General features: G+C 37.0%; 14 protein-coding genes and 4 tRNA genes. 16 read left to right on the plus strand and 2 right to left on the minus strand.

Annotation, left to right across the window (positions count from 1 at the left end; translation table 11 throughout):
- Positions 1-26 precede the first annotated feature (26 nt).
- The 14 genes from GSM42_RS08050 (at position 27) to GSM42_RS08115 (ending at position 10,939) form a co-directional block, all read left to right on the plus strand.
- Entirely contained in the window at positions 27-1,475 is a 1,449-nt protein-coding gene (locus tag GSM42_RS08050) for a YecA family protein (RefSeq protein ID WP_160801035.1), read from the plus strand.
- A 100-nt stretch (positions 1,476-1,575) separates the two neighbouring features.
- The gene (locus tag GSM42_RS08055; protein ID WP_160801036.1) at positions 1,576-1,743 is read left to right on the plus strand and encodes a hypothetical protein; all 168 of its coding nucleotides are present in this window, start codon (positions 1,576-1,578) and stop codon (positions 1,741-1,743) included.
- 69 nt (positions 1,744-1,812) lie between these two features.
- Complete coding sequence (locus tag GSM42_RS08060) at positions 1,813-2,652, plus strand: PHP domain-containing protein (RefSeq protein ID WP_160801037.1); 840 nt, start codon at positions 1,813-1,815, stop codon at positions 2,650-2,652.
- Positions 2,653-2,748: 96 nt separating this feature from the next.
- Complete coding sequence (locus GSM42_RS08065) at positions 2,749-3,285, plus strand: phosphatidylglycerophosphatase A family protein (protein WP_160801038.1); 537 nt, start codon at positions 2,749-2,751, stop codon at positions 3,283-3,285.
- A gap of 352 nt (positions 3,286-3,637) precedes the next feature.
- Positions 3,638-3,817: a hypothetical protein gene (locus GSM42_RS08070; protein ID WP_160801039.1), complete on the plus strand. Its 180-nt coding sequence runs from the start codon at positions 3,638-3,640 to the stop codon at positions 3,815-3,817.
- 55 nt (positions 3,818-3,872) lie between these two features.
- Positions 3,873-3,949: transfer RNA gene (locus GSM42_RS08075), tRNA-Met, on the plus strand.
- Positions 3,950-3,954: 5 nt separating this feature from the next.
- Positions 3,955-4,031 (plus strand) — tRNA-Asp (locus tag GSM42_RS08080).
- A 31-nt stretch (positions 4,032-4,062) separates the two neighbouring features.
- A tRNA-Ile gene (locus GSM42_RS08085) sits at positions 4,063-4,138 on the plus strand.
- 13 nt (positions 4,139-4,151) lie between these two features.
- Positions 4,152-4,226, plus strand: a tRNA-Val gene (locus GSM42_RS08090).
- A 1,616-nt stretch (positions 4,227-5,842) separates the two neighbouring features.
- On the plus strand, positions 5,843-7,441 hold the full coding sequence (locus GSM42_RS08095; protein WP_160801040.1) for a spore germination protein: 1,599 nt from the start codon (positions 5,843-5,845) through the stop codon (positions 7,439-7,441).
- The gene (locus GSM42_RS08100) at positions 7,438-8,637 is read left to right on the plus strand and encodes a Ger(x)C family spore germination protein (RefSeq protein WP_160801041.1); all 1,200 of its coding nucleotides are present in this window, start codon (positions 7,438-7,440) and stop codon (positions 8,635-8,637) included. The genes GSM42_RS08095 and GSM42_RS08100 overlap by 4 nt, the downstream gene beginning before the upstream one ends.
- The gene (locus GSM42_RS08105) at positions 8,637-8,873 is read left to right on the plus strand and encodes a hypothetical protein (RefSeq protein ID WP_160801042.1); all 237 of its coding nucleotides are present in this window, start codon (positions 8,637-8,639) and stop codon (positions 8,871-8,873) included. Before GSM42_RS08100 ends, GSM42_RS08105 begins: the two co-directional genes overlap by 1 nt.
- A 17-nt stretch (positions 8,874-8,890) precedes the next feature.
- Positions 8,891-9,997 (plus strand): GerAB/ArcD/ProY family transporter, encoded by a 1,107-nt coding sequence (locus GSM42_RS08110; protein ID WP_160801043.1) that lies wholly within the window; start codon positions 8,891-8,893, stop codon positions 9,995-9,997.
- 336 nt (positions 9,998-10,333) lie between these two features.
- Positions 10,334-10,939 (plus strand): hypothetical protein, encoded by a 606-nt coding sequence (locus tag GSM42_RS08115; RefSeq protein ID WP_160801044.1) that lies wholly within the window; start codon positions 10,334-10,336, stop codon positions 10,937-10,939.
- A gap of 925 nt (positions 10,940-11,864) precedes the next feature.
- On the opposite strand, the gene GSM42_RS08120 is transcribed toward GSM42_RS08115, so the two are convergent.
- Both GSM42_RS08120 and GSM42_RS08125 read right to left on the minus strand, forming a co-directional pair.
- Positions 11,865-12,551 (minus strand): response regulator transcription factor, encoded by a 687-nt coding sequence (locus GSM42_RS08120; RefSeq protein ID WP_160801045.1) that lies wholly within the window; start codon positions 12,549-12,551, stop codon positions 11,865-11,867.
- Positions 12,552-13,637: an ATP-binding protein gene (locus GSM42_RS08125; protein ID WP_160801046.1), complete on the minus strand. Its 1,086-nt coding sequence runs from the start codon at positions 13,635-13,637 to the stop codon at positions 12,552-12,554.
- Positions 13,638-13,944: 307 nt separating this feature from the next.
- Between GSM42_RS08125 and GSM42_RS08130 the strand changes: the two genes are divergently transcribed.
- Both GSM42_RS08130 and GSM42_RS08135 read left to right on the plus strand, forming a co-directional pair.
- Positions 13,945-14,349: a hypothetical protein gene (locus GSM42_RS08130; protein WP_160801047.1), complete on the plus strand. Its 405-nt coding sequence runs from the start codon at positions 13,945-13,947 to the stop codon at positions 14,347-14,349.
- A gap of 122 nt (positions 14,350-14,471) precedes the next feature.
- On the plus strand, positions 14,472-14,990 hold the full coding sequence (locus GSM42_RS08135; RefSeq protein ID WP_160801048.1) for a hypothetical protein: 519 nt from the start codon (positions 14,472-14,474) through the stop codon (positions 14,988-14,990).
- The last annotated feature ends 545 nt before the right edge of the window (positions 14,991-15,535 follow it).

Genomic DNA, 15,535 nt, shown 5'->3' on the forward strand with positions numbered 1-15,535 from the left:
AGGAATTTTCCATCCGAGGTGTTAGTATGGTAGGTCGAAATCAACCCTGCACTTGCGGCAGTGGTAAAAAGTATAAAAAATGTTGTGAACGCGTAGTCGTTTTTCATCACGCTGAATTAACCAGAGAAAACCGAGAAAGAGGGCAAAAAGGGAAGCTTCTTTCTGATCTTGATACATGGTTTCATCGTTATGCCAAAGTTGAGGATCAAGATAAGTGGGCTACAAGGTTTAAAGAGCTGTTACAGCTTCCTGTAGATCAACCTATTCCCAAAAGCTTTGCTTTTTCGTTTCATTATTATTTGCTATTTGATGCACCATGTATAAATGGAAGACGGCCAGTAGAACTTTGGGCATCCACCAATCGTCATCGAATGGATGGAGAAAGAGTGATTCAAAGCCTATCCGAATTATCATTTTCTTGTTTTGAGATGTTGGAATCCAAGGAAGATACGATGACGTTTCGTTCACTTGAGACTAATAAAGATTACGAGGTGATGAAGCAGGATGCTATACCGCGAGATAAACTGGTTTTCGCCAGACTCATACGGATAGGAAATCGCTATGAACTATTTGGCCCTTATACATCGTTTGTGCATGAGATGAGAGGGGAGATACTCGTGCAGCTAGAGAAATACAACCATCACGAAGAAGAACAACAAGAACTTACTATTCGAGAAACCAGCTGGAGAGTACTCGGTTGGTCCATTCAAAGAGCAAATGAATTAGAATCGATGGAGCAGCAATTAACATCCGCTCCAACGGAAATGCGCTTGGAAAGTAATAAAGACCTCTTTTTATCTGCAATGGAAAATCAAGCAGAAAGACCTGGACTGCCAGTATCTATTTTGAGCGACTTGGAGCAGTTTTATGTTTCTGAAGTTTACAAACTACAAAAAGGGACTCAAGCCTGGTATTCACGATCTTTAGAAACTCTATTCCAATATCTCTCCCTTCGTTTTGGACAATCTTTTGAATGGTCACTTTTAAATGAAGATGTATTGGCACGGTTTTTCAGTGTTTGGTATATGGACCATCATCAGTCAACCCCTGTGTCAGCACGCATATTTTTAAACACATGCAAACATTTATTTCGTTGGTTGGAATCGGCAGGTTATGCCAGTGTGTTTCAAGCGTTTAAAAAAGTGTATATTCCATTCATCCGGCTTATTCCTGAGACAATTGAAGCTTGTAATTGGATGACGGAAAATGGTGTGATGAATAAAATTCAAGAAGAACCAGAGCAGCGCAATATGTTTTTATTGCATGTTACTTCCGCTGGACCAGTTATCTTGGTTGGTGAACAATGGAGACCAATTCAATTGCGAAGTTTTCCACGCATGTGGGCCGAAAAGAGATTTTGGATTAAAGGTACGATCCAATCAGATAATAATCAGTATGTTTTTACACAGGTTGAGAATATGTATCCAGTAGTTTCATTAGAGGAGCATGAGCGTACAGAGGTATTACAAAAATAAAAAAGTGATCTCTTTTTCGCAGAAGGGGTTGCTTTTTTATGTTTATTTTTCGTTGAGAAAGACATACTAAGTCTACACTCAGCAAAGGGGGCTGTTTTTCATGGATAGGAAGAGTCGTGTGGAACAAGCCAAGAACAAAGATAATGTTGAGCAATTAATGGTCGAAGCAGCAAACGAACTAGGAGTATCATCTGATACACGCAAAATTGAAGAAGACCCCAAAAAATTTGCTTCCAGATTAAAACGATTAATTCGTGCAGTGAAGTAAAAAGGAAGTTGAGTGTAGGCACCCATTTTTGGGTGTCTTTTTTGATATGATAGTAGTAGAGGTGATAGGATGAAAAGAGCTGATTTACATTCGCATACAACCATGTCAGATGGAACACAAACACCAACTGCAGTAGTTGAATTAGCCGCAAAATTAGGTTTAGGTGCTGTTGCAATTACGGATCATGATACTACTGGTGGGTATCAAGAAGCATTCGAAGCAGGAAAAAGATTAGGGATAGAAGTTATTCCAGCTGTTGAAATGAGTACAGTATTAGATGGACAATCCATTGATATTTTGGCATACTTCATAGATCCTAACCATCCTACCTTCCGAAACTTATTACACAGGCAACGGAATATGCGTCAGGATCGAAATCGATTGGTCTTAGAAAAATTGAATCAGTTAGGAATTAAAATAGATTTGAATGAAGTAGAATCGAAACAAGAAGGTTCATCTACAGAAAAGAATGCGGGACGAGTACACATTGGACAGATATTGGTGGAGAGAGGCTTGGTAAGTGATCTGAATGAGGCATTTGACAAATACCTTGGAAAAGATGGCTTAGCATTTGTGAGTTTAAATAATACCTCCCCTCAAGAAGCGATACATGCTGTCAAGGAGTGTGGTGGAGTTGCTGTTATTGCCCATCCTGGCTTGTATCATCGTGATGATTTGATTCCAACTATTGTTGAAATGGGCTTAACTGGACTAGAGGTAAATCATCCTGATCATACAGAAGAAGATAAAGCGAGATATGCTGCTCTTGCAGAGAAATTAAATTTAATTCCTACAGCTGGTTCAGACTATCACGGTGTAAGAAATGGACAAATGCATCATGCCAATCTTGGTACATGCACAGTAACACTGGATATTGTGGAGCATTTGCGTACTGCGGCGAAAAAATAATTATTCATATCCCCTTGTAGAATAAGTACTATTTAAACAATTGGGTTTCCTTTCTGAACTATTTCGATTATGATTTGTAAACAGGGGGAGTATAAAATGAGAAAAGTACTAAACAAAGAAGTTAAAATGGCTGTAATGCAAAAGCTAAAAGACCGTGGTGTCAGTATTGCTGCTATTGCAGACATTGTTTATCAAATGCAGAAACCATATGCTCCAAACCTACAGCTGGAAGCTTGTGTGGAGAGTGTGTTAGCAGTACTAAAGAAACGCGAAATTCAGCATGCTATCTTGGTTGGTATCGAGTTAGACATTTTGGCTGAGAAAAATATGCTTTCTGAACCATTGTTATCACTTGTGAAATCAGATGAAGGTTTATTTGGTTGCGATGAAACTTTGGCGTTAGGTTCTGTTTTTGGATATGGCAGTATTGCAGTTACAACTTTTGGACATTTAGACAAACTCAAAATTGGCATAATAAAACAGCTGGATACAACGAAAAATGGTCCTGTTAATACGTTTATAGATGATTTGGTTGCGAGCATTGCGGCAGCTGCATCTGGACGTATTGCTCATCGATTAAGAGATGAAGAAGAAGAGGACGACGAGGTCGAAAATCTAGATGCTTATCTATAACACAGCAAAGGTTCCGAGTGGACCTTTTTTTTATGCAGAAAAACCGAGTGTTTGAACTCGGTTAAATGGAGGAGGGAACAGCTAACAAGCAAATCACTTGTAGTAATAATGTATGGGAATAGAAAATTTTTGCATGTGCTCCAGTGGAGCTTTGCGTCCATTTTTCTCCATGGTAAATAGCATCTTTGAAACGCTATGGCATAAAAGCAGAAGTGAAATGAATAATTACTATCTATTCAAGTTTGTAATTATCGTTTCAGATCATGGTTGTATAAGAACAGGGAAGAGAGAAACAAAAAGCATGAAACGAAGGGTAATTAGGTACACTAGGAGTAAGAGGTGAACCAAAAAGATGTCTAATTGGGTTTATTGGCTTAAGTTATATGAAACCAGATTTCAAGCCAGATGTTTAGCAGCACGGATGGAAGAAGACTGGTGGTTATATGGATATGACAGCCCTGATCGTGTAGAGGTTTTTCGTTCTCGAAAAGGTCGTTTTGGTGTGAAGTATGTTTGGCGAAAAAAAATATAAAATAGGGCTTGCATGTTTCAGGACCTCATAGTATAATAACAAATGTCGCCACTAACGCGGGATGGAGCAGTTCGGTAGCTCGTTGGGCTCATAACCCAAAGGTCGCAGGTTCAAATCCTGCTCCCGCAACCAAATATGGGGCTGTGGTGTAGAGGCCTAACATGCCTGCCTGTCACGCAGGAGACCGCGGGTTCGAATCCCGTCAGCCCCGCCATTTTGTTTCACCAGATTTTCACAAATATTCTGGGCCTATAGCTCAGTTGGTAGAGCAGTCGGCTCATAACCGATCGGTCACAGGTTCGAGTCCTGTTGGGCCCACCATACAGCTACATAAGGGCGGTTAGCTCAGGGGGAGAGCGCTTCCTTGACACGGAAGAGGTCGGAGGTTCGATTCCTCTACTGCCCACCAATCAAACTCCTTGGAAATAGGGAGTTTTTTTGTTTTGTTGCAAGGGGCGAATATTATATCTTATTTCTTGTTTTAACCACCGCCTTGACTATTATTTGCCTACTATCGAGTTAGATTGTTCCTTATACACCTTCCTTTATATAATAATGATATTCCAATAATATATATATTAGAGAGTGAAAACCGAATAGAATATATATACTTATTCACCCCTAAATTACCTAAAAATTTGAAATGCCTTGGTATTACTGTGATTTGGTCGTTCGTCTAAAATCACCTGAAACATCCCCTAAACTATTCTAATTCCCCTAAATCTTCCCCTTGTGTGTAAGTTCTATATTTATTCTACGCATTACACGACAAACAAATAAAGGATCATGCTTATAGTTACTAGCAAGTATAAGTCGCAGTATTAATTGATGGCTTAATCACATGTCTATTCCTTGTCGCTAAATTAGTCATCACCAACTCTATTGTAATGAGTCGGAAAGTAGAGCATGTCGAACACCATGGCAAAAATCGCGTCGAGAATCCAATCGAAACTATCAATACGGAACTTTCGAATAGAAAAGCAAAAAACGTATCAAATATTTTTTTCATACTTTTTTCTCTATGTGAACAAAAATTATTATCGAGCCCGAACAGCCGCTTCTTGGAAGCAGTTGTTCAGGAGTGCTCCGTGGGGAGCACATCTACAGGAGTTTCCCTGTGGGCTCTGGCTCTGCCTCTACTGTTTAACGCTTGGTGGTGTCGGGACGGATAGCTCCGTTACCTGTCCCGTCGAGTTGATGGTGTACTCGTTGCCCGACCGATCCCAGTAGTGGAAAGAGTCGAGCACACAGTCGGAACTGCTTCCACCATGTCAGCTACCCGTAACTCACCCTTCGCGTCAACGAAGCGGGAGCTGTCCGTTCTCGTAGGAGAACGCAGAGTTGTCAGGAACAGGAGCGGAAAGAGTCGCACTCTGCAAAGGAACCTCCTGTAGGGTTGGTGGTTATTGACTAACTTCATCTTAATCTTGTTACAATCAATTTTCAAAAGGAGTAATATTAAGAGTCTGTAAAAGTATTTGAATAAAATAAAATTAATGGAGCAATCAAACAACAGTTCATCGTTCTTTTGCCGCAAAATAAAGATGAATAAGTGCAAAATAAAAATAAAATTAATACCCTTGAGTAGTCTAAACAAAAAAAGCACTCATTTTCCGAGTACTTTTTCTATGGAATATATGTTCTTCATTTGGCTGCTTGGCGGTCTGCTTTTCTTGTTACGTGCCCATAAATATCTGTAGTTGCTGATATGTCTCAATCGCTCACTACCTATTTTATTAGGTACATTTTTAGAAATGAAGGTAAAATTTCTATTTCACTAAAGTGATTGTCTATCGAGGTATTTCCGAGGGAATGTTTTTTAAACCGATCCACAGCTTCTTTGTTGCATAGAAGTCATCTGACAGTATATCTATGATCATTCTTATTTGATGATGGATCTATTCTTGCCCCTTAGCAGGTGCAATGATTTCTTTCTAATCTGTTTGAACTCATCATCTCTACATAGAATATAAATTTGAAACAAAGTATAAAATACTCTTATGCCAATATCAATGGGGGTAAGAGATGAGATCTATTTTTAAAAAAATAAACGAAAAAATCATAAATAATCATTCTGAAAATGCATCTCAAAATAATGTATCAAATAACCCTCAGCCTCTTCACTTTTCCATAAATCAAAACATCATTGAAATGAGAAACACTCTCGGGAATAGTAGTGATTTGTCTATTCGAGAGTTCTTGTTAGGAAAAAATAACTTAAAAGCAGCAGTTATTTATATAGATGGTTTGGTAAACAAAGATTTTATTCAAAATTATATTTTAAAGCCATTGATTATCGAAAAAGACGAGATTCTTCAAGATGACATTTATGAGCAAGATCTCTTTGTACTTTTACTAAATCGTGTGCTGACTATTGGAGAAACAAGAGAAGTATCTGATTTTGAGAAGTTATATGAAAGTCTTTTATCAGGAGAAACCATTTTACTCATTGATCAACAAGTAAAGGGGATTGTTGCAAGTACAAAAGGTTGGAGAGACCGTGGAGTTGAAGAGCCAACTACTTCAAATGTAGTAAGAGGCTCTAAGGAAGGCTTTTCGGAAACGTTACGTACTAATACAGCTTTAATTCGAAGAAGAATTAAAGATACTCATTTGAGAATAGATACCAAGCAAATAGGAAAGGTCACCAAGACGGATGTTGCGATTCTGTATGTGGAAGGAATTGCAGATGAAAAAGTTATTAAAGAAGTTCATATTCGACTCGATTCAATAAATATTGACGGAATATTAGAAAGTGGATATCTAGAAGAATTTATTCAGGATAAAACTTATACCCCTTTTCCAACTGTTTATTATTCGGAACGGCCAGATGAGATTGTGGGAGGAATATTAGAAGGTCGGATTGCGATTATCATAGATGGAACTCCTTTTGTATTATTAGTACCAGCGTTATTTATTCATTTTTTTCAGTCCGCTGAAGATTATTATCAACGATTTGATATCAGTACTTTGGTACGTATTTTACGTTTCTTAGCTTTTTTTATGGCTCTTTTGATTCCTTCCATCTATATTGCTCTTACCTCTTATCACCAAGAAATGATTCCTACCACACTCTTGATTAGTTTGGGTGGTCAGAGAGAAGGAGTCCCCTTTCCTGCTATTGTAGAAGTATTACTGATGGAAATAAACTTTGAAATATTACGTGAAGCTGGACTTCGTATGCCAAAGGCAGTTGGTTCTGCTATTTCCATAGTAGGTGCACTTGTGATTGGAGAAGCAGCCGTTCAAGCTGGACTAGTATCAGCTGCAATGGTAATCGTCGTTTCCATCACAGCTATCAGTAGCTTTATCTTTCCGTCATATAATATGTCATTTCCTGTAAGGATTCTTAGATTTATATTTATTGGTTTGGCTAGTATTTTGGGTTTGTTTGGAATCTGTTTAGGTTTGTTCCTCCTGACTTTTCACTTATGTAGCTTACGATCCTTTGGTGTGCCTTATATGTCACCCTTAGGTCCTTTTGATCTTGAAGATCAAAAGGATACTGTTTTTCGTTTTCCTCACCAGTATTTATTTAAACGCCCACATAGCACTGGCAAGAAAAATGTAACTCGATTAGCTCCGGAGAAAGATAAAGGACTGAGAGAGGAGGAGACGAGATGAAACTAAGCAAGATTCTTAAATTAGTCTTAATAATAAGCATAACCATAACGACAACAGGTTGTTGGGGAGCACGTGAATTAAATGATTTGTCTATTGCAACAGGAATGGCTATAGATAAAAAGCAAGATGGATACGAACTCACTGTACAAGTGGTGCTACCATCAAAGACAGATTCAAAAGGAGGGGGAGAAGGGCGTACACCTGTAGTTACTTTTCATACGACGGCGAAAACACTCTGGGAAGCAGGTAGAAAATTAATTCAAGATTCTTCCCGTCAAATTTATGCTGGACATTTACGAATTCTGGTACTTGGGGAAGAGGTGGCAAAAGAGGGCATCGAAAAAGTAATTGATTTATTTTTTAGATTTCAAGAAATGCGTTCGGATATTCTTGTCTTGGTAGCGAAGGAAAAAAGAGGTTCTGATATATTAAAAGTGCTCACAGCTATGGAAAAAAACCCTACCATGCATCTTTATAATAGTATTCAAAGAGCAGAAAAGTTATGGGCTCCTACAGAAGCAGTAGAATTGAGTGATTTAATCTCAAATTCTTCAATGTCAGGAGGAGGTCAAGTATTAACAGTTGTGGAGTTAAAAGGCCCCTTGTCTAAAGGCATAGCTTCCTCTAATTTGAAAAAAATAGTTCCCCCCACGAAGCTACGTATTGATGGCTTGGCTGCTTTAAAAAATGGCCGTTTAGTAGGGTATTTGAATGAAAATGAAAGTCAAGGATTCAGTTTTATTACGGACAATGTGACCAGAACAATTGGACATGTGAAATGCAAAAATGGGAGGATTGCGATGGAGATTTTTAAAAGCCGATCAGATGTGAAAGGTGATTATATTGAAGGAAAGCCACGGATAAATATAAAGGTGGAAACGGAAGCCAGTATCGGAGAAGTTGATTGTGATATAAATCTAACAGATCCAAACAATATTGCGGAGTTGGAAAATAAAGCAGAAGAAGAGATTAAAAGTAGAATGCGAGCAGCTTTGCATAAAGCCCAAACCGTATTAACAACAGATATTTTTGGGTTTGGTGAAAAAATACGGCGATCAAATCCGAAAGAATGGAGAAAACTAAAGAGAAACTGGGAGAAACAATACCCTTCATTAACAGTAGATATGGAAGTGAAGGTAAAAATAAAAGATACAAGAGTCATTACAAATCCCGTATTCAAAGGAAATCAGAAGTGATGCTTAAATCAATCGTAGGAATAATTTTTATAACAATAGGAATTATATGGGTGGAAGTCCCTGCTCTACTGAAGAAGAAACAAATAAAAGAATTAGTCTGTTTCTCTTTTTTTCTAATCAGCGGGGTTGTGACTGGTTTAATTGCTGCAATGCAGATTGATCTGCCCAATCCATATGATTGGATTAGAGTAATTTACAGCCCAATTTCTGATTGGATAGATAATATTTTACAATAAGAGTGGAGAAATCCAAAATGAAGCAAATCCAAAAAATAAATGCACGTCAAATGACCATTTTTGTTATCTTTTATTTTATTGGCTCTACCATCCTCATCACTCCAGCAACTCTTGCAGCAGGAGGGAAACAAGATGCGTGGATCAGTGCTATTATTGGTGTCATCGTTAGTCTATTTTTTGTTTGGTTTTACACCAGTATAGCTAAGTTAAATCCTGAAAAAAATTTTATCGAATATTTAGAGATCGTTTTAGGTAAATGGGTTGGGAAATTCGTTTCCATGCTGTATATTTTATTCTTTATATTGAGTGCTGCTGGTTCAGTGTGGATTATAGGTGATTTTATGACTACACAAGTTATGCCAGCGACTCCTGCAGTCGTGTTTCATATCGCTTTTACGATGGTTGTAATTTTTGGAGTTCGGTGGGGAATTGAGGTCTTGGCACGTTCAGCAGAAATCTTTTTCTTTTGGTTTATTGTACTTCTCCTTTTTTTTATTCTGTTTTTATTAGCAGATATTAAAGTAGAGAACATTACTCCAATCTTTGAAAATGGTTTTCATCCAATCGTTCAGGCATCTTTATATTTTATCAGTATATCTGGTGTGACTATGTTTACTTTTTTACTCATTTTACCTTCTGCAAGAAATGCTCAATCCATTCGAAAGACAATGATGATAGGTACTTTTTTTGGAGGAATGGTTTTAGTAGTCATTACTTTTTTGTGTATTTCTGTATTAGGACCCACTCTTACAGAATATAATGTATATCCTACCTATGCTTTAGCAAAGAAGGTTAATTTAGGAAATTTTTTAGAAAGAATTGAAGTGATCATAGCGGGAATTTTTATGGTGACCATTTTTATCAAGACGACTTTATATTTTTATGCAATTATGATCAGTCTGGCTCAAACTTTTCGGCTGAAAGACTATCGACCGCTTGTTTTTCCTGTTGGTATGTGGATAGTGATCTTATCATTGGTAATATATCCCAGTTCTGTTTATGCAGAAAATTGGAATTCAAACGTCTGGATTCCATTTGTTTTCACATTTGGTTTCGTGTTTCCCATAATAGTATGGGGAATAGGAAAATGGAAAGCACGAAAAAGAAAAGAGGTAAGAAATTGAGGAAAACGATTTCTCTACTACCCACCAAAGAACTCTTTCGTTATAGGGAGTTTTTTTGTTTTGTTTGGAAGGGAAATTGCAACTTACATTACGCTTGAGTGTTTTGTATGTTATTAGTTACGTTCCTAAGAGGAGGGAACTATGAAAGGAGAGATCAACAACTGCTTGATTGTGCGACAAGAATCGTCTCTGTCGCAGAAATTAATCATTACAACGACCAAAAGAGATTGTGGCAGTATCTATTGTTCAACTTTTTGTATTTCATTGTTCTGAAATTATTTTCTTGGTAGAATAAAAGTAATTTCAACCAACCGCTCTGCCTAGAAAGGCATGAAGATGGCTGACATCAAGAACGACGTCACGGACGAGATCTTCGAGCAGGTGCTTGGAATCATCGATTCTCATCAGGATGAGTGGCTGCGGTACCTGACAGACTTCAGTGACTCTTACTACAACTTTGGTGGAACCCCGTATCCCAAAGTGTTCGAGCAGAAGCGGAAGCTCGTCACCAAGGAGAAGCTGAGGATCATCCTTCCCTACGGCAAGACCTTGCTCGACAACCTCGAGTACATCAGCAGGGAGGAAGGGAAGCACATCGAGGGCTTCTTCGCTTTCATCGCCAGCATCCACATTTTGTGGGAATTCGAACCGAAGACCTTCGAGGAGAAGTTCCGGGAGCACTACAACCGGGAATACGCTGGAGAGTATACGGAGTGGAATTTCGGTCATCTGCATTTCGGCCTGCCGAATCTTCGTTATTCGGCACTCCAGGAACGCCTCGGATGTTTCATCGAAGACGGCATGTACGGCGCTTCGGATGTCACCTTGCTTCTGTGGGCTGAGATGATGGAGATGATCGGGACCCGAGACCTCGGTCTCCTGCGCCACTGCCTTCCGAGTTTCGACTGGTTCGAGAAGGAGTACGGCCACAAGTACCAGTGACGGCGTTCGGGTGGATTAGTTGGTTCGTCCTGCTAATCTGCCTGCCGAATAGTAATGAAAGGCAGCATAGAAAAAGGCAATAAAGGAGAGCTGAAAAAAGCTCTCCTTTATTGTAAACCAGTGAGTGTTTCTTGACCATTTTTGGAGTTAACCCACGTGTTCCAGTGACTTGGTCAACCGCACTTCCCCTTTCGTCAAAGAACAACAACTCTAGAACTCCTATAAGATTATATTTGTCTTGAAAAGCTTGTCAAATTACTATTGCCGAATAAGACGATTTGGTTTTGACCTCTGCTCTCTTCGTTTTATAGGTGCAAATACAAATAAGCCAAACTGGTGAAGAAGAAGATCACTTCATACCTTTTATCAGATAGGGGATTGGAAGTTTGATTCCTCTTACTATCCACCAAATTAACGAGAGGTATATCAAGTGGGAGTTGGCGACAGATTTAACAAACTCCTACTTGATGGTGCAACACGGAAACTAGTTCCCCTGTTGCGCCATTTTATGAGCGCTTCCTACTATAAAATAGTTTTTCGTATTTATGTTTTATTTTTTTCTACTAAGGTAAGTTTTATCTTTTTACTGATTTGTTCCGATAGTATTTGTCTGCCTACTACGTGTTGATTGGTAATATCTCTACCAATTTGAGGCGTAACTTGTCTATAAACAGTTTTTTGTTCATCCTCAACAGTAACTACACAGGCATTGTCGCAATGATCACAGCATTTAGATAGCTGCACATCCACTTTTGATTCAAGTCTTCTATAAAATGTTTCGTTTTTTTAGAAGTGAATACATTTTTGTTTTCTGCTTTCCTACAGTGTTTTCCGTTACAAACTAGAATATAATATTTGGTTGTTAAACACTTCATTTGTAGTGGTTGAACAAAACTACAAAAAAATTTTTGTAGCTAGTCTTTTATTATTTATTAAATCGATACCCTACACCCCAGATGGTTTCAATGAATTGGGGTGTAGAAGGACTATCCTCAATTTTTTCTCTAATTTTTCGGATGTGAACAGTGACAGTAGTGATATCTCCAATGGAATCATATCCCCAAATGCGTTCTATTAAATGTTCTTTTGTGAATACGACGTTCGGATTTGTAGCCAAAAATCTTAATAAATCAAATTCTTTTGCGGTAAGAATTTTTTCTTCGCCGTTAATAAACACTTTTCTCGCCTCGCTGTGTATGACTAAACCTCTGATTTGAATTTCACTATGGTTTTGTTCACGATAGATTAAACGATCATATCTTGCAATATGGGCTTTGACTCTTGCTACCAACTCATTTGGATTGAACGGCTTCACTATGTAATCATCAGCACCATGGTCAAAACCTCGCAGCTTATCTATATCTTCTTTTCTAGCTGTAACCATTAATATTGGTATATTTAATATTTTTCTTAATTGTTTGCATAGCTCAAATCCATCAACTCGTGGAAGCATTAAGTCTAACAAAATAAGGTCATAAGTGTTTGTCATTGCTTGTGTTAGTCCTTCTTTCCCTGTTGTAGCAATATAACTTTCAATTCCATTAACCTCTAAATAGTCCCGTTCCAGTTCTGCAATATTTAATTCGTCTTCAATGATCAACACTCTTTTCATTTATATCACCTTTTTTAGTTTGAAATAAATAGTTGTACCTTTTCCTAATTCACTGTCGGCCCAAATCATTCCACCATGTTCTTCCATTATTTTTCTGGCTATTGATAATCCGAGTCCACTTCCACCTGTAGAAGAATTTCTCGAAGTATCCGTCCGATAAAAACTTTCAAATATATAAGGAAGATCCTTTTTCCTTATTCCACTTCCATTATCATTTATTTTTACGATCACCTCTGAGTGCATGGAGATTAAACTGACTTGGATTTGTTTGTATTCTTTGTCCATATATTTCATGCTATTTTGAATAATATTTACTGTAACACGCCTTAACTTATCCCTATCCGCCTGAACTGTATAGGAATCTTCTTTATTTGCTATAAGGGTTGCAGAATCCTGTTTTTTATCAAAGTTAAGTGATAGTTCTTCAATAAAATCAGCAAAAAAAGAATATAGATCTACGTCTTCAAAACGGAATGGTAATTGTTCTAAATCCAACTTAGAGTATAGAAACAATTCATCTAAGAGTCCATCCATTTCATTTGCCGACTTATAAATAGTTTTCATATAACGATCTAATTTTTCCGGAGTGTTTGCCACTCCATCTTGAATTCCTTTTACATAACCTTTTATGGATGTTAATGGTGTTTTCAGATCATGAGAAATACTCGCAATCAATTCTTGACGGTTTCTTTCATATTCCTTTTGAGCAATCTTTGCTTCTCTTAGTTTTAGACGCATCGTTTCAAATGTATGACCTAGTTGACCAAGTTCATCTTTCTTATTCGACTCTACACTGTATTCCAAATCACCCTCACTGATTTTTTTTGCAGCAAAGGATAATTTTCTAATTGGGGTGAGGATAGTTTTCGACACATAATAAGTTAACAATCCATTTGTTACTACTAATATGATTGTCATTGCAATAAATCGAAAACCAATAAATAGTCTTAAATCAGTACTTTTCGGGTTTTCATTAAATACAGCAAAAAGTAAATATCCCAAAATCATTTCCACTAATAAAGAACAAATAATTGGAATAACAATCATCCCGACATTAGATAATATCAATCTTTTTTTTATTGACACTTTCAGTCACCTCTATATTCAAAGAAGCTAAATGATAATCGTAATGAAATTATCTTAGATTATAAAAATAAATGCTTTCTTACTTAATTATTAAATATATCTTCTATTCTACAAGTCTAGCTGATCTCTTTTGAAAATCGTATCTCTCAAATATCTTGCTAAACAAGAAGGGAGATTGATTTGGAAAGGGCAGAAAATTAAATTTGAATTTGTATTTAATAATTATTTAATGGTTGTTTTAGAAAGAGATAAGAAGTTCATTTTATTGTATGAGTGTAAACATTTGAGTTAAAAAGAGGTGGATATTATGTCATATAGCAACATAAATACTAGGTTAAATTGGAAACTTATTGCTTTTCTTTCTTTCATTGCACTTGCAAGACCACTTATGAGTACATTAGGCATATCAGATGCCATTGGGCAGCCGGTTGCAAGTATCACTGCTACAATTATCATTTCCATCACTTGGATAATAACTATTTTCATAAAACAAGATTCACAACCCGTACTTACTCTAATTTTGGTAGGAGTTGGATATGGTATATTGGCAATTATTTTGAGTGGTATCTTTTCGCCCATTCTAACGGGTCAATTGCAAGGACCTTTAACCAATCCATTAGCAATGGTAAGTGTATTGGTAACAAATAGTATATGGGGGTTATGTGCAGGGTTGATTACTACTACCTTATTTAAAATACAGAAAAAGTTGTGATAAAGGTGACTTAACGGACATGGCCGAATCGAAAAATATTTGGTTTCAAAAAGTGGAGACGATCCATTTAAACACCATACTGGATAATTTATCAATTTTAAAGTAGGAGGATTATGTATTAAATGGCTTATAGACTGAATCAAAAGAAAAAACAATTTTTAGTGGCAGTTCATGTTATTTCCGTTGCATCATGGATCGGTGGAACATTTGGAATGTTATTATTAGGTTTTTACTTGCAAAACGCTGTTGACGAACATCAACTCCATTACACATTGCTTAGTATGGAAGTTATTGATGAGAATCTGCTTAAATATCCAGCATTATTAAGCTTACTCACAGGTATCCTTTTATCTATATGGACACAGTGGGGACTTTTTAAACACTATTGGATAACGATAAAATTGGTTTTAACCCTGTTAACTATTACGATTGGGATATTATTTTTAAATAAATGGACCACTGGACTACTTGAATTCATCAATAAACTTGGAGTTGCATCCTTACAAAATCAAGATTTCCAAAATAGTTGGTTGTCCATCATAATTGTTGCAAGTTTTAATTTATTATGTTTATTATTTATGGTCTTTATCACCTACTATAAACCTTTTGGAAAAATAACAAAGAGGGGGAAGAAGACATAGGGTAGTGGAAAGACAAAGGATTGATGTCACGGAACATCCTCGGGGATGCTTCACGCAGTTGATGCGAGAGGGAGATGGTTCTTATGTCGCACAAAATATGTTTATTTGATATTCCTTGAAGGACAATGGAGATAAGATACAAATTTCTATGAAAACAAGAATATATTTTGATAATTTTCTAGTGTAATAAATGGCAGTATATTTTTTATTATTAACCATTTAGTATAAAACAGTATGTACGATTGCAATTTAAAAATGGATAATTCACATTATTAATACTAATGTCATCTATTAATATATTATTTTTTATTGTATACTTGAAAAGTTCTCTTTTCATGTGCTTGAGATCTCTGAAGGATCTAGCGGTGCCTTTTTTCACTGATAAAAGGTATATCTGAAAAGTAGAAAACACCTATTTAACCGAAAGGTCAGAGGTTCGATTCCTCTATCACCAAGCGGTGATTAGCTCAGTGGCAGAGCATTCGGATTGGTAACGAGGTTCGACTCCTCAATGGTTTTGAAAACCATCTATGGCTAGTTAAAAA

This window comes from Shimazuella alba (assembly GCF_009831235.1).
Taxonomy (GTDB): domain Bacteria; phylum Bacillota; class Bacilli; order Thermoactinomycetales; family Thermoactinomycetaceae; genus Shimazuella; species Shimazuella alba.

Coding starts and splice junctions, on each gene's coding strand:
- GSM42_RS08050 (WP_160801035.1), top strand. CDS start 27: ATGGTAGGTCGAAATCAACCCTGCACTTGCGGCAGTGGTAAAAAGTAT.
- GSM42_RS08055 (WP_160801036.1), top strand. CDS start 1,576: ATGGATAGGAAGAGTCGTGTGGAACAAGCCAAGAACAAAGATAATGTT.
- GSM42_RS08060 (WP_160801037.1), top strand. CDS start 1,813: ATGAAAAGAGCTGATTTACATTCGCATACAACCATGTCAGATGGAACA.
- GSM42_RS08065 (WP_160801038.1), top strand. CDS start 2,749: ATGAGAAAAGTACTAAACAAAGAAGTTAAAATGGCTGTAATGCAAAAG.
- GSM42_RS08070 (WP_160801039.1), top strand. CDS start 3,638: ATGTCTAATTGGGTTTATTGGCTTAAGTTATATGAAACCAGATTTCAA.
- GSM42_RS08095 (WP_160801040.1), top strand. CDS start 5,843: ATGAGATCTATTTTTAAAAAAATAAACGAAAAAATCATAAATAATCAT.
- GSM42_RS08100 (WP_160801041.1), top strand. CDS start 7,438: ATGAAACTAAGCAAGATTCTTAAATTAGTCTTAATAATAAGCATAACC.
- GSM42_RS08105 (WP_160801042.1), top strand. CDS start 8,637: ATGCTTAAATCAATCGTAGGAATAATTTTTATAACAATAGGAATTATA.
- GSM42_RS08110 (WP_160801043.1), top strand. CDS start 8,891: ATGAAGCAAATCCAAAAAATAAATGCACGTCAAATGACCATTTTTGTT.
- GSM42_RS08115 (WP_160801044.1), top strand. CDS start 10,334: ATGGCTGACATCAAGAACGACGTCACGGACGAGATCTTCGAGCAGGTG.
- GSM42_RS08120 (WP_160801045.1), bottom strand. CDS start 12,551: ATGAAAAGAGTGTTGATCATTGAAGACGAATTAAATATTGCAGAACTG.
- GSM42_RS08130 (WP_160801047.1), top strand. CDS start 13,945: ATGTCATATAGCAACATAAATACTAGGTTAAATTGGAAACTTATTGCT.
- GSM42_RS08135 (WP_160801048.1), top strand. CDS start 14,472: ATGGCTTATAGACTGAATCAAAAGAAAAAACAATTTTTAGTGGCAGTT.